Below are 22,730 nucleotides of genomic sequence, written 5' to 3'. Positions count from 1 at the left end.
ATATGCGGGTGTGGCGGAATTGGCAGACGCGCTAGACTTAGGATCTAGTGTCTTTGACGTGGGGGTTCGAGTCCCTTCACCCGCACCATATGCGGAAGTAGTTCAGTGGTAGAACACCACCTTGCCAAGGTGGGGGTCGCGAGTTCGAACCTCGTCTTCCGCTCCAATTTTAGTCTGCAATTAATATGCCGGGGTGGCGGAACTGGCAGACGCACAGGACTTAAAATCCTGCGGTAGGTGACTACCGTACCGGTTCGATTCCGGTCCTCGGCACCAAAGATTTTTGCAAAGCAAAATATCTTTCCGTTTGCAATAGCAAATTGACTTATTATAGCGCGCCCGTAGCTCAATTGGATAGAGCGTCTGACTACGGATCAGAAGGTTATGGGTTCGACTCCTTTCGGGCGCGCCATATATCGGGAAGTAGCTCAGCTTGGTAGAGCACTTGGTTTGGGACCAAGGGGTCGCAGGTTCGAATCCTGTCTTCCCGACCATTCCAAAAATCACGGGGCCTTAGCTCAGCTGGGAGAGCGCCTGCCTTGCACGCAGGAGGTCAGCGGTTCGATCCCGCTAGGCTCCACCATTTTTATCGATTATATTATGGCGGTGTAGCTCAGCTGGCTAGAGCGTACGGTTCATACCCGTGAGGTCGTGGGTTCGACTCCCTCCGCCGCTACCATATTATATTCAATTGGACCTTTAGCTCAGTTGGTTAGAGCAGACGGCTCATAACCGTCCGGTCGTAGGTTCGAGTCCTACAAGGTCCACCAGTAATTTTTAACGGAGGAATACCCAAGTTTGGCTGAAGGGATCGGTCTTGAAAACCGACAGGGGTGTCAAAACCCGCGGGGGTTCGAATCCCTCTTCCTCCTCCATTAATTTAATATGTTATTATTATCGCGGGGTGGAGCAGTCTGGTAGCTCGTCGGGCTCATAACCCGAAGGTCGCAGGTTCAAATCCTGTCCCCGCAACCAATGGTCCCGTGGTGTAGCGGTTAACATGCCTGCCTGTCACGCAGGAGATCGCCGGTTCGATCCCGGTCGGGACCGCCATTTATTATTTTGGCTCGGTAGCTCAGTCGGTAGAGCAATGGACTGAAATTCCATGTGTCGGCGGTTCGATTCCGTCCCGAGCCACCTTTCATATTATTCATTCAACATATTTCATGGCGGTTGTGGCGAAGTGGTTAACGCACCTGATTGTGGTTCAGGCATTCGTGGGTTCGATTCCCATCAGTCGCCCCATTCCTTTTTAAATGAATTGCGGGTGTAGTTTAATGGTAAAACCTCAGCCTTCCAAGCTGATGTCGTGAGTTCGATTCTCATCACCCGCTCCAAATAAAAGTGGGCCTATAGCTCAGCTGGTTAGAGCGCACGCCTGATAAGCGTGAGGTCGATGGTTCGAGTCCATTTAGGCCCACCATTTTTATTCCACAGTAGCTCAGTGGTAGAGCTATCGGCTGTTAACCGATCGGTCGTAGGTTCGAGTCCTACCTGTGGAGCCATACGGGGAAGTACTCAAGTGGCTGAAGAGGCGCCCCTGCTAAGGGTGTAGGTCGCGTGAGCGGCGCGAGGGTTCAAATCCCTCCTTCTCCGCCAGTTAACTAAATATACGGCCCGTTGGTCAAGCGGTTAAGACACCGCCCTTTCACGGCGGTAACACGGGTTCGAATCCCGTACGGGTCATCAAGAGCTACGATTTAATCGTAGCTCTTTTATTTGTTTACTAGATCAATTATTCCGCATAGGAATCTCGCAAGATATTTAATAAATTTCAATAATAATAGCTCTATCAATTCATTATATAGTCTCCAACTATTATTCCTGAATTAATTGTGAACAAAGTATTGCCAATTAATTCTCGACATTTAATACTTTACAACAAAAACTTCAATTAATTACTTAAAAACATCAAACAGCTTTATTTACTATAAAATAAGTGATATTGGGTTTCAAATATCTGAAAATTTTGTATATAATTGTCTTATTTCCTCATTTACCCCTCTCTTATTCATAATCTCACTATTCAATTTCTTTAGATACTATTTCAAAATAATTAACGTTACACTAATATAGGGAATGTGTCGAAGTGTGTCATACTATTTATCAACTCATATGATATTTTGTTATGTAAAATAAGGAGCAAGAACAATGTTACTTTAAAAATAGAAAGGATGAAGATAGTGGCTGTGACTTCCCCAACTGAATACGAAATCCATTTATTTCATGAAGGAAACTTATTAAAAAGTTATAACCTATTCGGAGCACACATCCAAGTAATTGATAATATCAAGGGTACTCGTTTCTGCGTATGGGCACCAAACGCTCGGGAGGTTAGGCTTGTTGGTAATTTTAATAATTGGATAGGTAATGGTTATTCCTTGGAAAAGGTAAACAATGAGGGGATATGGACTGGTTTTTTCACTGATATTAATGAGGGAGATATTTATAAGTATGAGATCATATCAACAAGTGGAAGTGTAATTTTAAAGTCAGATCCATATGCATTTTATTCAGAACTAAGACCTAATACTGCTTCGATTGTACATGATATTAACAAATATCATTGGAAAGATGATAAATGGTTAAAACAGAAGAAATCTAAATCGATCGAAAACCAGCCTTTTATGATTTATGAATGTCATCTAGGTTCATGGAAGTTAAAAGATGATGGAACATTACTAAGTTATAAAGAATTGGTAGGTCAGATTGTTCCTTATGTTAAGGAGCATGGATTTACACATATAGAAATATTACCTATAGTTGAACATCCGCTCGACAAATCCTGGGGTTATCAAGGTACAGGTTATTTTTCAGCTACAAGTCGTTTTGGAGCTCCTGAGGACTTAATGTATTTTATAGATCAATGTCATCAGAGTGATATTGGTGTCATCCTTGACTGGGTTCCTGGTCACTTTTGCAAAGATTCGCATGGATTATATATGTTTGATGGTGGTCCTACTTACGACTATCAAAAGGAAGCTGATAGAGAAAATAGAGTTTGGGGAACTGCAAACTTTGATTTGGGTAAAACAGAAGTACAGAGCTTTCTTATCTCAAACGCCATATTTTGGGTTGAAAATTACCATATTGATGGGTTTAGAGTAGATGCTGTGGCTAATATGCTTTATTGGCCAAACCAAGGAGATCAACTTCACAAAAATGAACATGCTGCTAATTTTCTGCAAAAGTTGAATAATGCTATTTCAACTTTTGATCCCACAGTTTTAATGATTGCAGAGGATTCCACTGATTGGCCGAAGGTTACTACTCCAGTTAAGGATGGGGGTCTCGGATTCCATTATAAATGGAATATGGGTTGGATGAATGATATGTTGAGTTATATGGAAGCCACGCCTTATGAAAGAGTGAATATGCATAACAAAGTCACTTTTTCACTTCTATACGCCTTTTCAGAGCGATTCGTTTTACCTCTTTCACATGATGAAGTCGTCCATGGAAAAAAATCCTTGTTAAATAAAATGCCCGGTGATTATTGGAGCAAGTTTGCACAATTACGGCTTTTTTATGGATATTTTATTTCACATCCCGGTAAAAAGCTGCTTTTTATGGGAGGAGAATTTGGTCAATTTGATGAGTGGAAAGACCTGGAAGAGTTAGACTGGATGCTAGAAGAGTATGACATGCACAGAGGCATTCGTACATATTATAAAGATTTAATGAAGGTATATCAAAAATATAAAGCTCTTTATGAAAATGATCACCATTATTCAGGTTTTGAATGGATTGATGCTGATAATAATGAGCAAAATATCTTCTCATTTATAAGAAAGGGAAAAAATGAGCAAGATTTTTTAGTCATAGTTTGTAATTTTTCACAAACAACATACAACGACTTTAAAGTAGGAGTCCCGACTGAAACGATCTATAAAGAAGTGATAAATAGTGATGATGTTAAATATGGTGGGTCCGGTCAAATTAATAAAAAACCGATTAAGGTAGTAAATGATTCATTTCATGGTAGACCTTATCACGTAACAATGACCATTCCATCATTTGGAATGTCTATTTTAAGACCAGTCAAAAAAAGAGGGGAGATTAAGAAGAATGGTACGAAAAAAGTGTGTAGCGATGTTATTAGCAGGGGGTAAGGGGAGTAGACTAAGCTCCTTAACAAAAAGTTTAGCAAAACCAGCTGTTCCATTTGGTGGTAAATATAGAATAATAGATTTCACACTTAGTAATTGTACGAACTCTGGTATTGATACAGTTGGTGTTTTAACTCAATATCAACCATTACTACTTCATTCTTATATTGGGATAGGGAGTGCGTGGGATTTAGATCGCAGACATGGAGGGGTTACTGTACTTCCACCTTATACTGAGTCTTCAGGCGTTAAGTGGTATACCGGTACAGCAAGTGCAATTTTTCAAAATATGCCTTTTTTAAAACAATATGATCCTGAGTATGTACTGATTTTGTCGGGAGATCATATTTACAAGATGGACTATGATGAGATGTTACAATACCATATTGAGCAAGATGCGGATGTTTCTATTTCCGTAGTTGAAGTTCCATGGGAAGAAGCTAGCCGATTTGGAATCATGAATACAAATAAAGATTTAGAAGTTACTAAATTCGAAGAGAAGCCCCTATATCCTAAGAATAATTTAGCATCTATGGGGATTTATATATTTAAATATTCTATTTTGAAGGAATATTTGGAGATGGATGATCGAAATCCAGATTCAAGTCATGACTTCGGTAAAGACGTTATCCCTTTATTACTTGAGGAAAAGAAAAAGCTAATTGCATATCCTTTCAAGGGCTATTGGAAGGATGTTGGTACTGTTAAGAGTTTATGGGAAGCAAATATGGACTTATTGGAAGAAAGTTCAGGGTTAAATTTATTCGATTATTCGTGGAGAGTGTACTCTGTGAATCCGAATCAACCACCTCAGTATATTTCACCTACTGCAACCATTAATGAATCCTTAATTAATGAAGGGTGTGTCATCGAAGGGCACATACATCATTCCGTGATTTTTCAAGGGGTTCATGTTGGAGAATCTTCAATTGTAAAGGATTCAGTGATTATGCCTGATGCCATTTTAGGTAAAAACGTGTTTATTGAAAATGCGATAATTCCAGAAGGAATGTTTATTCCAGATGGTACAGAAATTAGGGCAGATAAAGAATCGGATGAAATAAAACTAGTAACTGAAGAAAGTTTGTTAATCGTATAAAGATATTTATAAATCTAGCAGATTAGAAATCTTATGTTATTAAAAAACAAATTAGAGTCTTCTAGCTTTCAAAAACCATAATAAATATTGAGAGGATGAGTGAAAGCATGCAAAACAAACTTTTGGGAGTTATTGATGCAACAACCCATAAAAATGGTATTGAAGATTTAATTACAAACCGTTCAATGTCTGCTATACCATTTGCTGGGCGTTACCGTTTAATAGATTTTGTATTATCTAGTATGGTGAATTCAGGTATTGAGAGTGTTGCAGTTTTTCATGGTTTTCAAAACCGTTCGTTAATGGACCATTTAGGATCTGGGAGAGAATGGGATTTAAATAGAAAACGAGATGGTTTATTCTTCTTTCCATCTCCGTTAAAAGAGCCTGACAGTGATCAATTAGGTTCCTTTAAACAGTTTAAGCAAAATATAGACTATTTTTATAGAAGCGATAGTCAATACGCTCTTATCTCAAATTGTCATACTGTATGCAATATGGACTTCGAGAGTATTTTACAAAGGCATATTAGTACACATAGCGATATTACGGAGATTAAACATGATGGTCAATCGTTAGAGATGTACATTATAGAGACCTCATTATTAATCGATTTGGTTCAAAATGAAGAAACTACAGGATATCGTAGTATTGTAGATGTGGTCCGTGATAGTAGGAATACATATAAAGTTAGTGAATATGAATATATAGGATATGCAGCTTTAATAAACACGATTGAAAAATACTATAAATATAGTCTTGAAATCATATCTCCTCAAATTTGGAAGCAATTGTTCCTAAAAGATCGTCCAATATACACGAAAGTAAAGGATGAACCACCAACAAGATATAACAAAGGAGCTGTCGTTAAAAACTCAATGATTGCTAATGGTTGTGTGATTGAGGGGCATGTAGAGAATTGTATTTTGTTTAGAGGAGTTAAAATTGGAAAAGGGACAGTGGTGAGAAATAGTGTGATTATGCAAAAATCTCAAATTGGAGAGAATTGTGAACTAGACGCGGTCATCTTAGACAAAGATGTAAAGATTGAAAATGGTGTTACCATAAAGGGAACAGAGACTATTCCTCATGTTTTAAGAAAAGGAACTATACAAGGGGCGTTGATGAATTCGTGAATGTATTGTTTGTTGCATCAGAATGTGTACCTTTCATTAAATCTGGAGGATTAGCAGACGTTGCAGGGGCATTGCCAAAGGAGTTAACTCGATTAGGAACGAGTGTCCAGGTAATCTTACCAAAGTATGGGCTAATCCCGTCTAAGTATAGAAATGAAATGGAAAAGGTTGCTGAAATAACCGTTCATGTTGGTTGGAGAGAGCAATATTGTGGGATAGAAAAACTAATATACAATGGAATTACTTATTATTTTATAGATAACGAATATTATTTTAAAAGAGACTCCTTATATGGGCACTATGATGATGGTGAGAGATTTTCTTTCTTTTGTAAAGCGGTGCTAGAGGCTATTCCACATTTGGATCAAAGCCCAGATATTTTGCATTGTCATGACTGGCATACAGGTATGGTTAATTTCCTATTACATAACGAATATAAACAAGAAAAAAAATATGCTTCTATTCGCTCTGTGTTTACCATTCATAATTTGCAGTTTCAAGGAATATTTCCACAATCCATTACACATGATTTGCTCAATATAGAGGATTCTTATGTTAACATTGATCAACTTGAGTTTTATGGGAATGTAAATTTTATGAAGGCTGCATTAGTAACTTCAAATGTCATTACGACTGTAAGTCCTACATATCGCAATGAGATCCAAACTGAGTACTATGGAGAAAAGCTCGATGGCTTATTACGAGAGCGAAGTAGTTCCCTGATTGGTATATTAAATGGAATCGATGAAGAGGAATACAATCCGGCTACTGATGCCTCAATAGAATTTAATTATGATGCAGACCATTTAGAGGGAAAAGCGGAAAATAAGGCAGCACTCCAAACTTATTTTGATTTGCCAATAGAAGAAGAAATACCACTAATTTCCGTTGTGTCGAGGCTTACCTCACAAAAGGGCTTTGATTTAGTAAGGCATGTTTTTGAAGAACTATTGTTTCAAGAAGAAATCCAGTTAGTGGTTCTTGGTACGGGTGATCAGGAATACGAAGACTTCTTCAATCATTTACAATTCAAATACCCTGATAAAGTAAGATCATACATCGGCTTTAGTGAAAGCTTGGCTAGGAAGATTTATGCTGGTTCAGATTTGTTTCTAATGCCCTCAAAATTTGAACCATGTGGATTAGGGCAGTTAATTGCAATGCGCTATGGAACGATTCCTATAGTAAGAGAAACCGGTGGCCTTAACGATACAGTTCAATCATATAATGAGCATACAAATGAAGGGAATGGCTTTAGTTTCACTCATTACAATGCCCATGATATGTTGCATACGATTAAAAGAGCTCTTCATTTTTATCATAAGAACGAGTGTTGGGAACATATAGTAAGTGAAGCGATGACGCGTGACTATAGTTGGGCACAGTCAGCCTTCAAATATAACCAGCTTTATGCTGGATTAGCTGCTAGGAGTGGAAGCAATGTTTACTAACAAAGAAACGTTCAAGCGAGAATTTTTAAATAAACTAGAAATGATGTATGGTAAAACATTTCTAGAATCTACACCAAGAGATCAATATAATACACTTGGAAATATGGTTAGAGAATATATAAGTTCAAATTGGATTAGTACAAATGAAACTCAGCGTTCAAGTAACCATAAACAAGTATATTATCTATCAATTGAATTTCTCCTTGGACGCTTGTTAGGTAGCAACTTGTTAAACCTAGGGATCCTTAATACTGTAGAAGAAGGTCTAAATGAGTTAGGCATACAATTAGATGATATAGAAGAAAGTGAAGCTGATGCTGGTTTAGGAAATGGTGGGCTTGGTAGATTAGCAGCATGTTTTCTAGATTCTCTAGCATCATTAAATCTGCCAGGGCATGGTTGTGGGATCCGATATAAGCATGGTTTATTCGATCAAAAAATTGTAGATGGATATCAAGTTGAACTTCCTGAACAATGGTTAAGACATGGAAATGTATGGGAGGTTCGGAAATCTGATCAAGCAATTGAGGTTGGTTTCTGGGGGGAAATAGAGACCGTTGAAAAAAATGGAGAATTTTCCTTTAAGCATGTAGAAGCAGAGAAGATTATGGCTGTTCCGTATGATATTCCAGTTGTAGGATTCGAAACGACTACTGTAAACACTTTGAGACTATGGAATGCAGAGCCCTCAAGATACCCGACAGGCAAGGATGTACTCGTATATAAAAGAGAAACAGAGGCTGTATCTGAATTTTTATATCCCGACGATACACATGATGAGGGCAAAATCTTACGATTAAAACAACAATACTTTCTTGTTTCTGCAAGTCTTCAAAGTATTGTGAGAAACTTCCGAGCGAAGCATGGGAGATTACATGATCTTCATGAGCATATAGCCATACATGTTAATGATACTCATCCTGTGTTAGCCATTCCAGAGCTTATGCGAATTCTTCTGGATGAAGAAGGAATGAGTTGGGAACAAGCGTGGGAGATAACAAGAGGAACTATTTCTTATACAAACCATACAACCTTATCAGAAGCATTAGAAAAGTGGCCAGTACATATTTTTCAGCCGCTATTACCACGTATATTTATGATTGTGAATGAGATTAACGAACGTTTTTGTCAGGAGCTGTGGAAGCAGTTCCCTGGTGATTGGAAGAGAATCGAAGACATGGCTATTATTGCACATAATGTTGTTAAAATGGCACATCTTGCAATCGTTGGTACACATAGTACAAATGGGGTTGCACATATACATTCAGAAATACTAAAGCATCGTGAAATGAAAAGTTTTTATGAGATTTATCCTGAGAGATTTAATAATAAAACCAATGGAATTACCCATCGCCGTTGGTTAATTAAAGCAAATCCGCAATTAACTAGTTTATTAAATGAATCAATCGGTGAAAGTTGGATTTCGAAACCTAGAGATTTAATTAACATTAAAAGCTTCAGTAAAGATGCAAGTTTCAAATACGCGATCTCAGAAGTGAAAAAGATTCGCAAACAAATTTTAGCAGAGCGGATAAAGGAACAAACCGGTGTTACGATTGATGAATCATCGATATTTGATGTGCAAGTGAAGAGATTGCATGCTTATAAGAGACAGCTTCTAAATGTGCTTCATATTATGTATCTTTATAATAAATTAAAAGAAGATTCATCATATACGATACATCCGCGTACTTTTATTTTTGGAGCAAAAGCTTCTCCTGGTTATCATTATGCAAAAAAGATTATTAAACTGATTAATTCGTTAGCTGATAAAGTAAATAATGATAAACAAACCAATGATCGATTAAAGGTTATCTTCCTTGAAAATTACCGTGTTTCATTAGCAGAAGACATTTTTCCTGCTGCAGATGTGAGTGAACAAATATCTACGGCTAGTAAAGAAGCATCTGGTACAGGAAATATGAAATTCATGATGAATGGTGCATTAACACTTGGAACATTGGATGGTGCCAACATCGAAATTTTAGATGAAGTAGGTAAGGAGAATATATTTACCTTTGGATTGACATCAGAGGAGGTATTGCATTTTTATCAGTATGGTGGTTATCATTCACACGAATATTTCCATCATGATAAGCGAATTCGCCAGGTATTAGAGCAGTTAACAAGTGGGTATTTCCCAGATACAGCTGATCATTTCGACGCGATTTATGATTCGTTGTTAATGGAAAATGATCAATACTTTGTTTTGAGAGATTTTGGATCTTACGTTCAGGCTCAAGAAAGAGTAAATACTGCTTATCAGAACCAGGACGAATGGCTAGAAAAGAGTATTTTAAATATTGCACATTCAGGTACTTTTTCGAGTGATCGTACAATTTCAGAATATGCGAAAGATATATGGAAGATTAGTCCATTGAAATTCTAATAAAAAGGAGGGATTTCCCTCCTTTTTACGTTTTGCGTATGCTATCGATTATCTCCATTTAAGAAGTCTCCAAGACCTCCTAGAATACTTCCTTCTCCTCTAGAACCTCCATTACTTGGTGCACTTGCAAAGATTCGATCTGCTAAACGACTAAATGGTAGTGATTGGATCCAAACCGAACCTGGTCCACTTACCGTCGCAAAAAATAAACCTTCACCACCAAAAAATGCCGTTTTCACTTTGCCTACATATTCAATTGAGTAGTCAACTTCTTTTGTAAGAGCAACCAGACAACCAGTATCAATCATTAATTTTTCTCCTGGTTGAAGATCACGTCGAATGATTGAGCCCCCAGCATGTAAGAATGCAAGTCCATCACCTTCTAATTTTTGCATGATGAAACCTTCTCCACCAAAAAATCCTGCTCCAAGCTTTCGTTGGAAATCGATTCCGATAGAGACACCCTTAGCTGCACAAAGGAAAGCGTCCTTTTGACAAATGACCTTACCACCCATCTCACTTAGGTCAATAGGGATTATCTTACCTGGATATGGTGCTGCAAAAGAGACTTGTTTTTTTCCTCTACCATTGTTAGTGAACACGGTCATGAATAGACTTTCACCAGTTAGAACACGTTTTCCGGCCCCCATTAATTTTCCAAGTAATCCCTTGCTTGAACTTCCTCCATCACCAAAAATAGTTTCCATTTCAATCTCTTTATCCATGTACATCATGCCACCAGCTTCAGCAATTGCACTTTCTCCTGGATCAAGTTCAATTTCGACAAACTGCATATCATCTCCATGTAGCTTAAAGTCTATTTCATGTGCATTCATTACGACACATCCTTTTTTATAGTATATTTATTAATTCTCCTATTTGCAGAATTATCCTTTATTTTACAATTAAACATGTAGAAAAAAAATGTAGAATAATCACTGTCGAATAAAAATATTAATCATAAAAAACCGTCCAAAAAGTTGGACGGTTTGAGATTAATCCTCAGTATAGGGATCTTTTTCATATGGTGGTAAATCACCAAACATGGTCATAATTCCTTCTTCATCTAAATCTTCTTCGTATTTCTTATGTTGATTATTTGGATAAACAGTAATTTCTTTTCCTTCTATATCTGTTCCGATAAAGTTTTCATATTCTTCAACATAACCGACTTGATCATCTGATTCGATATATGTTTCATTGTAGCTGTCAACACTGTCGGTAAGGTCAGCGGGAGTTTCGGATGTTCCGTATCTTGCCACATCTTGCCAAGAATCCTCTGCGTCATAGGCCTCGACTTCATCTGGTTCTCCATCAAATTCAAACTTGCCAAAAGGAGTCATTAGTACGCCTTCTTCAATTGGTCGATTATGAGAAACAATTTGTGTCGGACTATGTTCTTTACAGTAGGTAGTTGTAGGTATGGCATCAAGACGATCGACAGGTATTTCCTTGCCACATTTTTCACACACACCATATGTTCCACTATCAATTGCTTCAAGTGCATAATTTATATCTTTTAATTCTTTTTCAACATGTTCATTAAGGGCAATATCTTTTTCGCGTTCATAAAGTTCTGTTCCTTCATCACCAGGATGATTATCATAACTTGATAACTCTCCTAATGACTCATGAAAGTGACCTTGTTGTAAATCGAAATGGTCACCTTCTTTAAGTTGTTCTTCAACATCGTGTTTTGCTTTTATCAACTGTGAACGGAAGGTTGATAATTGCTCGTTTGTTAACATCTAAAAGCACTCCTTCCTTTTGGATCAAAAAAAGATTGTTATAAGAGTATTATCAACTATTGACGGGAAAAAAATGATGGTAAAAATTAAGTAGGATGGATTCAAATCAAAAAAGGATATCGATGTCGATATCCTTTTAAAAGCTATATAGTGCTTTTCTTATAACCAATAACTTATAAATAACCCTATTGAAAGTAAAAATCCAAAGATTGTATTAGTCTGAGCAGTTGCTTTCATAGCGGGCGCCATTTGAATGGGCTGTGTTTTTCCAATAAAGCCTTTAATGGCATGGATCGATTTAGGAATACTTATTAGAACGAGTAATAACCAAAGTGTAACATCAGTAGAAAAAACTAGTGCAACGATCCAAACATAGGAAACGGTAAACATCATTGCTAAGAAACGTATAGCATTTTGGCGGCCAAGAAGAATTGCGAGTGTTTTTCTGCCATTTTCTTTATCGCCATCTAAATCACGAATATTGTTTGCCATAAGAATGGCACCGACTAAAATGATAATCGGCACAGAAATCAAAATACTTTCTGTTGTTATTGTGTTTGTTTGAATGTAAAAAGAAATTAAAATAATAATTAAGCCCATAAATAACCCTGCAAATAATTCACCAAAGGGAGTATATGCAATAGGAACAGGGCCTCCAGTATAAAGATATGCGACAAGCATACAAGCTGTTCCAATTACAGCAATCCACCAGTTGCTATGCAAACATATATATACTCCTAACAGAACTGCAATCCCAAAAAGAGTGAAGGCAAGTCGGAGTACTGTTTCTGGTTTAATTCCATCACGGACAATTGCGCCTCCTATGCCAACAGATTCAGCATGATCTAGGCCACGCTTATAATCATAATATTCATTAATCATGTTGGTTGCGGCTTGTATGATCAAACACGCTAAAAGCATGGCAAGGAATAATGGAATATCGATCTTAGTATCTAATCTTGCTAGCGCTGTTCCTATAAAAACTGGGACAAATGCTGCTGTTAAAGTATGAGGTCGAGTTAATTTCCACCATATTTTCCACCCTGTAGATTTTTGAATCTCTGGGGAGGTTTGTGTTTGTAATGTAGGTTGCATATATGCTTTCTCCTTTCATACATGCTATTTATAAGAATGTATGGCATATTAGAGTTCTAAAGTCACAAAATAAGTTTAGAGAATTCGACATCAAGTGTCAACGCTTTTCACTCTTAATAGATGAAATCTTGTTTCCAGTTTATCCAAGGATACGTAAGAGTTTGAGTTAATTGACAGTCCCTTTGTGGAGTTGTATCTTAAAATAAGGTAGTTCGTGTGTCGAAAAGGTGAAGCTAATTGTAGTAACACCATGAATAAATGATATAATATATAGGATATAAGTCTTTTTTAAGACACTTTTTAGTTAAGTAAACTTCTTTAAGATAAATTTGTAAGAATTCGTTCGGGGGGATTAGGTTTGGTACTTAAACAACATAGCAACAACACAATAGACCAAGTTCGAAAAGGAGTCTCTCGTACGCAAGAACAACATAATAATCATGTTCTTCTAAGTCGAGTAGTTGAAGCTAAGAACATTGATCCCCTTTTATTCTTTGAAGCTGGGAAGACTTTTTTTGAAGGTGAGCGTACTTTCTGGGCAAATCCTTCATTTAATACGATTCTAGTTGGTTTAGGAAAAGCACATGAAATTGAGGTCGATCGTTCAGCAAATAGATTTGATGAAGTAGAAACCAAATGGAAAGAACTTATAAATCAATTAGATGATAAGAACGAAATGAAATATGGGACTGGACCTATTTTGTTCGGAGGGTTTTCCTTTGACCCAAAACGGAATAAAACCTCACTATGGAATGATTTTTCCAATGCTACTTTTGTACTTCCCAAGATCTTATTGTCAGTAATTGATGGTGAGTGCTATTTTACATTCAATCATATTAGTGGTCCAAATGGTGATACCGAAGTATTAGATAATATAGAAGAAATCAAAAATCAACTAGTGAACAGTATGAACGAGAAAATAGGTCACCACGAGGAAATGAAAAAGGAATTTGTAAAATCGGAAGTCAATCCAGAAAAATGGATGAGTTCTGTCAAAGAAGTAGTAAATGATATTAAAAATGGTGATGTTGAGAAAGTAGTATTAGCCCGTGAAATAAACCTAACGTTTAAGAACCAAATAAATATAGATGAAGTATTATTCAACTTAAGGGAGCAACAACCAATGAGTTACTTATTCGTGTTTGAGAATAAGCATGCTTGTTTTATTGGTGCCTCTCCAGAAAGGCTCATTAAAAAGAAGGCAAATACAATTAAATCGACATGTTTAGCAGGGTCAATTGGTCGAGGACAAACTATAAATCTTGATCAAGAGTTAGGTAAACAATTACTGCAGGATCAAAAAAATATGATTGAACACGAGGTTGTTGTTTCAATGATTAAAGAAGCTATGATTGCGTCTTGCAAGACCATATCCTCTTCTAATCGTCCACAACTTCTTAAGATGAGACATATTCAACATCTATATACACCGATAAAGGGTGAGGCTAAGTCAGATGTATCGTTACTGTCTATGGTCAAAAAACTTCATCCGACTCCAGCTTTAGGTGGTTTTCCTTCTAATAAAGCAATTGAAAAAATTAGGGAGGTTGAACTACTTGACCGAGGTTGGTATGCAGCGCCAATTGGTTGGGTTGATGGCAATGATAATGGTGAATTTGCAGTAGCAATACGGTCAGGTTTATTACGCGGTAAGGATGCATCATTATTTGCAGGTTGTGGGATTGTCGCAGATTCAGACCCTATTGAAGAGTATAAGGAAACAAATATTAAATTTAAACCTATGCTTTCGGCATTAGGAGGATTAGAAGATGAAAGCAACTGATACGATTACAACTTACATTGCATCCTTTGTTGATGAGTTAGTTCGAGCAGGTGTTGAAGATGTAGTGATAAGTCCTGGATCTAGATCCACACCCATAGCTATCTTAATGGCAGAGCATCCTGAAATGAATACTTATATAAATATTGATGAGCGATCTGCATCATTCTTTGCTTTAGGAATGGCAAAGGCTAAACAACAACCGGTTGCTCTATTATGTACATCTGGTACTGCTGCAGCAAATTATTATCCAGCAGTGGTGGAAGCACATTATTCTAGAGTACCGCTTCTTGTTATTACGGCAGATCGCCCCCATGAATTAAGAGATGTTGGTGCACCACAAGCGATTGATCAAAATCGCTTATATGGCAACCATGTCAAATGGTTTGTTGAAATGGGCCTACCTGAAGGAACGATAGAAATGAACCGCTATGTGCGTACAGTTGCTGCTAGAGCAACAGGGAAAGCACTTGCAGCTCCGGCAGGACCGATTCATTTGAATTTCCCATTAAGGGAGCCACTTGTACCGGATCTTACACTTGAACATTTATTTTCAATGGGGCGAAATATACATAATAAACAGATAAACGTAACGATAGGTGCTCCTCAATTAAATAATGAACAAGCACAGGTTGTAGCTAATATGTTAGCGGGTAAAGAAAAGGGAATCATTGTATGTGGGGAAATAAATGATCCGGAATTTGCTCACTCTGTCACGAGGTTAGCTGGGAAGTTACAATACCCAATTCTTGCAGATCCATTATCTCAATTGCGTAGTGGAAGTCATTCAAAAGAGTATATTTTAGATTCTTATGATACGTTCTTACGCAATGAAGACTTTATAACAAGTGTTTCTCCAGAAGTAGTTATTCGCTTTGGAGCAATGCCGATTTCGAAAGCTCTATTATTGTATTTGAAAAAGCATTCCGATGCCATTCAAATTGTCATTGATGGAGACGGAGGATGGAGAGAGCCGACCTTAAATGCTGCTGAAATGATTTATTGTGAAGAAACTTCGTTTTGTAATGGACTTATTAACCAAGTGGCAGATCAAAACCAGTCAGGATGGTTGAAATACTGGTCTGAAGTCAATCTGTTAACAAGACACAGTTTAGGCAGAATGGTTGAGGAAACTACCCTTTTTGAAGGACGGGTTATTCAAGAGTTACAATCTGCGATCCCAGAAAATTCGTTGATGTTTGTGGGTAATAGTATGCCAATTAGAGATTTAGATTCATTTTTCACCCTAACAGAGAAAGATGTTCGTTTAATGGCTAATCGAGGAGCAAATGGAATTGATGGGATTGTTTCATCAGCACTAGGAGCAAGCACTTTAGGTAGAAAAACAGTTCTGGTTTTGGGAGATTTGTCATTTTACCATGATCTAAATGGATTATTAGCTGCTAAACAAAATAAGTTGGACTTAACAGTAATCCTGATTAATAATGATGGTGGTGGAATTTTTTCATTTCTTCCTCAATCCAAGGAAGAGAAGCATTTCGAATACTTATTTGGTACCCCAACTGGAATTGATTTTACCCATGCTGTAAAGATGTATAATGGACAATTCACAAATCCAACTACTTGGGAGGAGTTTATAGAGGCATTTATAAGCTCAATGGATAGTCGAGGATTATCAGTAATTGAACTTAAAACAGATCGACGGGATAATTTAAAATATCATCGAAATTTGTGGAATTGTGTTTCCCAGGAAATAAGTCGATTTGTTGAAAAGAGTATTAAATAGATGTATATAGACGTAAAAGGTATCTACTATAATGTTAGAGTTGTGGGTGAAGGTGAGCCTCTCATTTTTCTTCATGGTTTTACAGGGAGTATAGAAAATTGGGATGTAATATTACCTTATTTAAAGGGTCATTATCAGTTGATTTTTATAGACCTTATTGGCCATGGAGGTTCTGATAGTCCAAGTGAAATTATTCGCTACCAGTTTTTGAATATAAGGGATGATGTTATAACTATTTTGGATCAACTAAAAATACAAGATGCTTCTCTAATAGGATATTCAATGGGAGGAAGATTAGCACTTTCATTAATTGTTGAGTATCCCAAAAGGTTTAGTAAACTTGTTTTAGAAAGTAGTTCTCCAGGTATTGAAAAGCTAGTGGAACGTGAAGAAAGAAAGAAGGCTGATGAGAAATTAGCAAAATTTATAGAACAAGATGGTTTGAGGAAGTTTGTTGATTACTGGGAAAACATTTCTTTATTTGAAAGCCAAAGAAGGATAGAAGATAATAAAAGGAAGTTCTTACATGTACAACGTTTAAAGAATAATGTAGTTGGACTCTCTAATAGCCTACGAGGGATGGGAACTGGTGTACAACCTTCTTATTGGAACCAGCTACATGAAGTGAAGATTCCCGTTCTTTTATTATGTGGTGAGCTCGACCAGAAATTCTGTATGATTGCTGAAAAGATGGCTACTCTATTGACGAATGCTGAAATAAAAAAAATTAATAGAGCTGGCCATGCAATTCATATGGAACAACCAGAGAATTTTGGTAAAATAGTAAGTGTGTTTCTTTCTAGGTGAATACCTTAACTAAACATATTTGAAAATTGATGAAATAAGGAGGACAAGTTTATGACTGTAGAATGGATTGCAGAACGTAAATATGAGGATGTTCTATATGAAACATATAACGGAATTGCTAAAATCACCATTAATCGCCCTGAAGTGCGAAATGCATTTCGACCAAAAACAGTAATGGAATTAATCGATGCTTTTGCATATGCTAGAGATGATTCTAATATTGGAGTAATTGTACTAGCGGGTGCTGGTGATGATGCGTTTTGTTCAGGTGGAGATCAAAAGGTAAGAGGGCATGGTGGATATGTGGGTGAGGATCAGATTCCTCGTCTAAATGTTCTAGATCTTCAACGTTTGATTCGTGTTATTCCGAAGCCAGTTGTTGCAATGGTATCAGGGTATGCGATTGGTGGCGGACATGTTTTACATATCGTATGTGATTTAACGATTGCAGCAGATAATGCAATCTTTGGACAAACAGGCCCTAAAGTTGGAAGTTTTGATGCAGGGTATGGTTCAGGATATTTAGCTCGTATTGTTGGACATAAAAAGGCTCGAGAAATCTGGTTCTTATGCCGTCAGTACAATGCGCAAGAAGCATTAGACATGGGATTAGTAAATACCGTTGTACCTTTAGAAAAGCTTGAAGAGGAAACGATTCAATGGTGTGAAGAGATGTTAGACAAGAGTCCAACTGCACTTCGTTTCTTGAAGGCTGCATTTAATGCAGACACAGATGGATTAGCTGGGCTACAACAATTTGCTGGTGATGCGACATTATTGTATTACACAACAGATGAAGCGAAAGAAGGGCGCGATTCCTTTAAAGAAAAGCGTCAGCCAGACTTTAAGCAATTCCCACGTTTTCCTTAAATCGATTAGCAGATGGGTGTTCCATGATGGCAAGTCCCTCACCACGATTATAGTGGTGACTTGGCGCTTTCCTTCTGGAATACCCTTTTTTAAATTCGTTTCTTCAGAATATCAAATGTAGGTGGTGAAGATTACAGATGATAGAAATTCCAAATTGGCTTGCAAATCGTGCGTACTTAACGCCAAACCGAATTGCAATTAAATCAAAAGGTCAAGAAATCACGTTTATTGAGTTACATCAAAAGGTACTAAGAACGGCTGAGAGTTTGGCCTTCCAAGGAGTTAAGAAAGAAGATATAGTATCAGTACTAATGACCAATAGTTTGGAAATGATTCAGGTCATTCATGCATTGAAATATATTGGAGCTAGAACCGTGTTATTAAATAATAGGCTGACGAAGCACGAACTATTGTGGCAAATAACTGACTCAAAATCATGTCTTATTTTATCAGAAGATCAGTTTCTGGAGCAGTTAAATTTAAATAAGAATGAAGGATCCAAACGTATTTGTACTTTAGAGGAATTACAAATGAGTCCTGTAAAAGGAATAGGATTCGAGTATCAGAAAGAATTTAACTTAAATGATATTGATACAATTATGTACACTTCAGGAACAACAGGAAAACCTAAAGGGGTTATCCAAACATATGGGAATCATTGGTGGAGTGCTATTGGTTCTTCCTTAAATTTAGGTTTAAAAGAAAATGACTGTTGGCTTGCGATTGTTCCTTTTTTTCATATCAGTGGATTATCCATTCTTATCAGAAGTGTTATTTATGGGATTCCAATCGTCCTGCATGAAAAATTCTCTGCTGATGAAGCTAATCGATCGATTATGGAGGAAGGTGTAACGATTGTTTCAGTCGTTAGTAAAATGCTCACACAGATGGTTCAGGACTTAGAAGAGAGTCGTTATCCTACTTCATTTCGATGTATGCTTTTAGGGGGGGGACCAGCACCGAAGTCCTTATTAGAAGATTGTAAAATAAAAGAGGTACCTGTTTACCAAACATATGGGATGACTGAAACAGCTTCACAAATTGTCACACTATCCCCTGAATATAGTTTAAGTAAGCTCGGATCAGCAGGGAAGCCGTTATTTCCATCACAACTGCGTATTGAAAAAAATGGTGAAGTGTTAGAACCGTATGAACATGGTGAGATTGTTGTCAAAGGCCCGAATGTAACTAAGGGATATTTTCATAGAAGTGAAGAGACGGAAAAAGCAATCATTGATGGGTGGCTTTATACTGGTGATTTAGGTTATCTAGATGAAGATGGTTTTTTGTACGTACTTGATCGTCGATCTGATTTAATTATTTCAGGCGGAGAGAATGTATACCCTGCTGAAATTGAGTCCATTTTATTGTCACATCCTACTATTAATGATGCTGGAGTAATCGGAATTGAAGATCAGGATTGGGGACAGGTACCGATCGCATTCATAGTAACAAAAGAAAAGATAGCAATTGATGAGATCATAGATTTTTGTAGGATCAAATTGGCTAAATATAAAGTTCCAACTAGGATATACATGGTTGATACATTACCTAGAAATGCAACAAACAAGCTTCAACGTAAGAAATTATATGACTATATTCTTCCTGAGGGTGAATGATGATGCAAATTACAAAAATCACACTATATCTTGTCGAACAAACCCTTAAGACTCCATTTATCTCTAGTTTAGAAAGAGTAGAGGAGAGAGAGAGTATACTTATTAAAATTAAGGATGCAGAAGGTTTTGAAGGTTGGGGTGAGGTTGTTGCTTTCTCTTCACCATGGTATACCGAAGAAACAGTTAAAACATGTTGGCATATAATTGAAGACTTTTTGGCACCTATTCTTTATAGGAATACCATCGAACACCCATCAGACACTATAGACCTTTTTAAAGGTATTAAAAGAAATCAGATGGCTAAATCGGGTGTTGAGACCGCACTATGGGATTTGTATTCAAAAAGAAATGGAATGTCCCTTGCTAGGGCTATAGGTGGAACAAGGACTAGAATTGCGTCTGGTGTGGTTGTAGGTATATCAGAGGTTAATGAAATGATTAATACAATCGATAAATATGTAAATGAAGGCTATAAACGGATTAAAATTAAGATTAAGCCTGGTAACGATTATCACATTGTTAAAAGTATTAGAGATAGATTTCCTGATCTTCCATTAATGGTTGATGCAAATTCATCATATAGTCTGGAACAAATAGACTCTTTAAAAGCTTTAGATTCCTTTGGGCTAATGATGATTGAACAGCCTCTTGAATCCGATGATATTGTTGATCATGCGAAGGTGCAAAAACATCTCCACACACCAATTTGTTTAGATGAAAGTATTGTGACATACGAGGATGCAAGAAAGGCTATAGAGCTTGGCAGTTGCAAAATAATAAATATAAAGGTAGGACGCGTGGGTGGACTAACCGAAGCGATAAGAATTCAGAATCTTTGTAAAGAAAACAATATACCTGTTTGGTGTGGAGGAATGCTTGAAATGGGAGTATCCAGAGCAGTGAATATTGCTTTAGCTTCTTTGGATCACTTCAGTATACCAGGTGATGTTTCAGCGTCAGCTAGATATTGGGAAGAGGATATAACAGTACCTGAAGTGAAGGTAGTGGATGGATATATAGATGTTCCAGAAAAACCAGGGATTGGTTTTGATTTGAACATGAAACGCTTAAAAGCAGTCACAAAGTACAAAAAGGAAATACTAAGTAACTAATAAGAGACTATCCATATAAGATAGTCTCTTATCTCTTAGTAATCTAATTCAATTAAACCGAGTTCCACTGCCCTACTAGCAATAATGTCATCGACATCTTGAGGCAAATCCTCCAATGAACCGTATTCATATTGCCATAGGTTCGTAAAGGAATCTACACAGATTGGAAATGTTTGATGATTTGCTCCTGCTACCCCTTGTTTCAAAGCATCAATAAGGCTATCCTTGTTTATCATGTGAAATACACCCCTTTACAATATGTAATGGTACGATACTATTATCTCAGTGAACGACCTAATTTATTTATCTCTAAAAAAAGAAAATTTTACAGATAGGGAATAAAAATGATTATTATTATCAATAATAATGAAAGAAGAAACAGTCGAGGGCTCGACTGTCCTTTTCAAGAAAATATTACATACCTGTTTCTGGCTCAAACGTTTTACAATCTGTTTCACCACTGTCAGAGGCTGTTTTACCTGAATGACTTACAACATAAATAGCATCAGCACTACACTTATTTCCGCGCTCCCAAAAAGTACAGTTGTTTACTTCACATAGTACATCTTTTGCCATACTAATCACCTCTTCTTTGAGATTGTCTTACAATCCCTATTATCTCCTTTCTGCAGTAATAAAATACTCCCAACAATTTCAAGATTGAACTGAGGCAAATTTATATTCTAAAACTAAAAATGGAAACGTTACCACTATTTAACTTGATTTTGCTATAATTAGATGATACAAAATCACAGTGGAGGTAATAGATAATGACATATACTGCTTGCTCAGAACGGTATCAAACAATGAAATATAATCGGTGTGGAAATACTGGTTTACTTCTTCCTGCCATATCATTAGGATTATGGCATAATTTTGGGGGAGTAGATTCTTTTGAAAATGGACGTGCAATGCTTAGACGAGCATTTGATCTAGGGATTACACATTTTGATCTAGCAAATAATTATGGTCCTCCTCCGGGATCTGCAGAAGAAATGTTCGGAGCCATGTTAAAGTCAGATTTTGCTCCGTACCGGGATGAAATGATTATTTCTTCAAAAGCTGGCTATTTAATGTGGGATGGACCTTATGGTGAATGGGGTTCAAAAAAATATCTAATAGCAAGTCTTGATCAAAGCTTAAAACGGTTGGGATTAGATTATGTTGATATTTTTTATTCTCATCGCCCAGATCCTAATACCTCATTAGAAGAGACAATGGGGGCGCTTGATCAGATCGTTCGACAAGGGAAAGCTCTCTATGTTGGCATTTCAAATTACAGTGTAGAACAAACAAGGGAAGCTGTTCGTATACTTAATAGGCTAGGAACACCTCTTGTGATTCACCAGCCAGTATATTCAATGTTAAATCGTTGGGTAGAGGATGGACTTCAAGATGTATTAAAAGAAAGTGGTGTAGGATCAATCGCTTTCTGCCCTTTAGCACAGGGACTGTTAACAAATAAGTACCTATCAGGAGTTCCTGCTGATTCACGAGCTGCTGGTTCTTCGGTATTTTTAAATGATAGCCAAATAACGGAAGAGTCCGTTTCAAAAGCGCGTAAGCTTAATGAAATTGCAGTGAAAAGAGGTCAAAGCCTTGCGCAAATGGCTCTTGCATGGGTTCTTCGTGAAGGAAGAATAACAACAGCTTTAATAGGGGCAAGTAAAGTAAGTCAAATTGAAGAAAATGTTAAGGCACTAGACAATTTAGAATTTTCAACAGAAGAATTATTGGCAATTGATTCTATTCTTCAATCTTAATAATT

General features: G+C 37.0%; 17 protein-coding genes and 18 tRNA genes. 30 read left to right on the top strand and 5 right to left on the bottom strand.

All coding sequences use genetic code 11. The annotated features are described in order from the left end of the window. Positions 1 to 4 precede the first annotated feature (4 nt). From BLQ56_RS03820 to BLQ56_RS03710, 23 genes are all read left to right on the top strand, one after another. Positions 5 to 88, top strand: a tRNA-Leu gene (locus BLQ56_RS03820). 3 nt (positions 89 to 91) lie between these two features. Further along, positions 92 to 166 (top strand) — tRNA-Gly (locus BLQ56_RS03815). Between the two features lie 21 nt (positions 167 to 187). Further along, positions 188 to 276: transfer RNA gene (locus BLQ56_RS03810), tRNA-Leu, on the top strand. 59 nt (positions 277 to 335) lie between these two features. After that, positions 336 to 412 (top strand) — tRNA-Arg (locus tag BLQ56_RS03805). A 5-nt stretch (positions 413 to 417) separates the two neighbouring features. Continuing rightward, a tRNA-Pro gene (locus tag BLQ56_RS03800) sits at positions 418 to 494 on the top strand. Positions 495 to 507: 13 nt separating this feature from the next. Then, positions 508 to 583, top strand: a tRNA-Ala gene (locus tag BLQ56_RS03795). 19 nt (positions 584 to 602) lie between these two features. After that, a tRNA-Met gene (locus BLQ56_RS03790) sits at positions 603 to 679 on the top strand. 14 nt (positions 680 to 693) lie between these two features. Beyond that, positions 694 to 770 (top strand) — tRNA-Ile (locus tag BLQ56_RS03785). A gap of 12 nt (positions 771 to 782) precedes the next feature. Next, positions 783 to 875 (top strand) — tRNA-Ser (locus BLQ56_RS03780). Positions 876 to 898: 23 nt separating this feature from the next. Beyond that, positions 899 to 975: transfer RNA gene (locus BLQ56_RS03775), tRNA-Met, on the top strand. Between the two features lie 2 nt (positions 976 to 977). Further along, positions 978 to 1,053: transfer RNA gene (locus BLQ56_RS03770), tRNA-Asp, on the top strand. An 11-nt stretch (positions 1,054 to 1,064) separates the two neighbouring features. Next, a tRNA-Phe gene (locus BLQ56_RS03765) sits at positions 1,065 to 1,137 on the top strand. Positions 1,138 to 1,169: 32 nt separating this feature from the next. Then, positions 1,170 to 1,245 (top strand) — tRNA-His (locus tag BLQ56_RS03760). 18 nt (positions 1,246 to 1,263) lie between these two features. Next, a tRNA-Gly gene (locus BLQ56_RS03755) sits at positions 1,264 to 1,337 on the top strand. Positions 1,338 to 1,346: 9 nt separating this feature from the next. Continuing rightward, positions 1,347 to 1,423: transfer RNA gene (locus BLQ56_RS03750), tRNA-Ile, on the top strand. A gap of 7 nt (positions 1,424 to 1,430) precedes the next feature. Then, a tRNA-Asn gene (locus BLQ56_RS03745) sits at positions 1,431 to 1,505 on the top strand. Positions 1,506 to 1,508: 3 nt separating this feature from the next. Further along, positions 1,509 to 1,599, top strand: a tRNA-Ser gene (locus BLQ56_RS03740). A gap of 15 nt (positions 1,600 to 1,614) precedes the next feature. Then, positions 1,615 to 1,686, top strand: a tRNA-Glu gene (locus tag BLQ56_RS03735). Between the two features lie 488 nt (positions 1,687 to 2,174). After that, positions 2,175 to 4,112 (top strand): 1,4-alpha-glucan branching enzyme, encoded by a 1,938-nt coding sequence (gene glgB, locus BLQ56_RS03730; protein ID WP_090850006.1) that lies wholly within the window; start codon positions 2,175 to 2,177, stop codon positions 4,110 to 4,112. Further along, a complete protein-coding gene (locus BLQ56_RS03725; RefSeq protein ID WP_090850004.1) occupies positions 4,069 to 5,208 on the top strand; it encodes a glucose-1-phosphate adenylyltransferase in 1,140 nt (379 codons plus the stop codon). The genes glgB and BLQ56_RS03725 overlap by 44 nt, the downstream gene beginning before the upstream one ends. Positions 5,209 to 5,315: 107 nt before the next feature. Beyond that, positions 5,316 to 6,344 carry a GlgC family sugar phosphate nucleotidyltransferase gene (locus BLQ56_RS03720; protein WP_090850002.1) on the top strand — a complete coding sequence of 343 codons (1,029 nt, stop codon included), beginning with the start codon at positions 5,316 to 5,318 and terminating at the stop codon, positions 6,342 to 6,344. Then, positions 6,341 to 7,795: a glycogen synthase GlgA gene (glgA, locus tag BLQ56_RS03715; protein WP_090850000.1), complete on the top strand. Its 1,455-nt coding sequence runs from the start codon at positions 6,341 to 6,343 to the stop codon at positions 7,793 to 7,795. Before BLQ56_RS03720 ends, glgA begins: the two co-directional genes overlap by 4 nt. Continuing rightward, positions 7,785 to 10,184, top strand: coding sequence for a glycogen/starch/alpha-glucan phosphorylase (locus tag BLQ56_RS03710; RefSeq protein WP_090849998.1), 2,400 nt, complete (start codon positions 7,785 to 7,787; stop codon positions 10,182 to 10,184). Before glgA ends, BLQ56_RS03710 begins: the two co-directional genes overlap by 11 nt. A 41-nt stretch (positions 10,185 to 10,225) precedes the next feature. Here the strand turns inward: BLQ56_RS03710 and BLQ56_RS03705 are convergent, their stop codons facing one another. The 3 genes from BLQ56_RS03705 to BLQ56_RS03695 form a co-directional block, all read right to left on the bottom strand. Further along, positions 10,226 to 11,020 carry a TIGR00266 family protein gene (locus tag BLQ56_RS03705; RefSeq protein WP_090849996.1) on the bottom strand — a complete coding sequence of 265 codons (795 nt, stop codon included), beginning with the start codon at positions 11,018 to 11,020 and terminating at the stop codon, positions 10,226 to 10,228. Positions 11,021 to 11,179: 159 nt separating this feature from the next. Beyond that, complete coding sequence (locus tag BLQ56_RS03700; RefSeq protein ID WP_090849994.1) at positions 11,180 to 11,932, bottom strand: TraR/DksA C4-type zinc finger protein; 753 nt, start codon at positions 11,930 to 11,932, stop codon at positions 11,180 to 11,182. 159 nt (positions 11,933 to 12,091) lie between these two features. Next, positions 12,092 to 13,027, bottom strand: coding sequence for a 1,4-dihydroxy-2-naphthoate polyprenyltransferase (locus BLQ56_RS03695; RefSeq protein ID WP_090849992.1), 936 nt, complete (start codon positions 13,025 to 13,027; stop codon positions 12,092 to 12,094). A 358-nt stretch (positions 13,028 to 13,385) separates the two neighbouring features. On the opposite strand from BLQ56_RS03695, the gene BLQ56_RS03690 reads away from it, so the two are divergent. From BLQ56_RS03690 to menC, 6 genes are all read left to right on the top strand, one after another. Continuing rightward, entirely contained in the window at positions 13,386 to 14,810 is a 1,425-nt protein-coding gene (locus tag BLQ56_RS03690; protein ID WP_238457157.1) for an isochorismate synthase, read from the top strand. Beyond that, positions 14,797 to 16,554, top strand: a complete 1,758-nt coding sequence (gene menD / locus BLQ56_RS03685; RefSeq protein WP_090849990.1) for a 2-succinyl-5-enolpyruvyl-6-hydroxy-3-cyclohexene-1-carboxylic-acid synthase — start codon at positions 14,797 to 14,799, stop codon at positions 16,552 to 16,554. Before BLQ56_RS03690 ends, menD begins: the two co-directional genes overlap by 14 nt. Next, positions 16,555 to 17,361 carry a 2-succinyl-6-hydroxy-2,4-cyclohexadiene-1-carboxylate synthase gene (gene menH, locus BLQ56_RS03680; protein ID WP_090849988.1) on the top strand — a complete coding sequence of 269 codons (807 nt, stop codon included), beginning with the start codon at positions 16,555 to 16,557 and terminating at the stop codon, positions 17,359 to 17,361. Between the two features lie 51 nt (positions 17,362 to 17,412). Next, on the top strand, positions 17,413 to 18,231 hold the full coding sequence (gene menB, locus BLQ56_RS03675; RefSeq protein WP_090849987.1) for a 1,4-dihydroxy-2-naphthoyl-CoA synthase: 819 nt from the start codon (positions 17,413 to 17,415) through the stop codon (positions 18,229 to 18,231). A gap of 137 nt (positions 18,232 to 18,368) precedes the next feature. Next, entirely contained in the window at positions 18,369 to 19,850 is a 1,482-nt protein-coding gene (locus tag BLQ56_RS03670) for an o-succinylbenzoate--CoA ligase (protein ID WP_090849985.1), read from the top strand. Continuing rightward, on the top strand, positions 19,850 to 20,962 hold the full coding sequence (gene menC / locus BLQ56_RS03665) for an o-succinylbenzoate synthase (protein ID WP_175490174.1): 1,113 nt from the start codon (positions 19,850 to 19,852) through the stop codon (positions 20,960 to 20,962). The genes BLQ56_RS03670 and menC overlap by 1 nt, the downstream gene beginning before the upstream one ends. A 35-nt stretch (positions 20,963 to 20,997) precedes the next feature. On the opposite strand, the gene BLQ56_RS03660 is transcribed toward menC, so the two are convergent. Both BLQ56_RS03660 and BLQ56_RS03655 read right to left on the bottom strand, forming a co-directional pair. Further along, positions 20,998 to 21,198, bottom strand: a complete 201-nt coding sequence (locus tag BLQ56_RS03660) for a hypothetical protein (RefSeq protein WP_090849981.1) — start codon at positions 21,196 to 21,198, stop codon at positions 20,998 to 21,000. Positions 21,199 to 21,376: 178 nt separating this feature from the next. Continuing rightward, positions 21,377 to 21,538 carry a DUF1540 domain-containing protein gene (locus BLQ56_RS03655; RefSeq protein WP_090849979.1) on the bottom strand — a complete coding sequence of 54 codons (162 nt, stop codon included), beginning with the start codon at positions 21,536 to 21,538 and terminating at the stop codon, positions 21,377 to 21,379. Between the two features lie 194 nt (positions 21,539 to 21,732). On the opposite strand from BLQ56_RS03655, the gene mgrA reads away from it, so the two are divergent. Further along, the gene (gene mgrA, locus BLQ56_RS03650) at positions 21,733 to 22,725 is read left to right on the top strand and encodes an L-glyceraldehyde 3-phosphate reductase (protein WP_090849977.1); all 993 of its coding nucleotides are present in this window, start codon (positions 21,733 to 21,735) and stop codon (positions 22,723 to 22,725) included. Positions 22,726 to 22,730 lie beyond the last annotated feature (5 nt).

The sequence above is a fragment of the Litchfieldia salsa genome (assembly GCF_900104555.1).
In the GTDB taxonomy this organism is placed as follows: domain Bacteria; phylum Bacillota; class Bacilli; order Bacillales; family Bacillaceae_L; genus Litchfieldia; species Litchfieldia salsa.
Note: the sequence above shows the minus strand (reverse complement) of the source record. Positions and strands in the feature narration are given on the sequence as shown.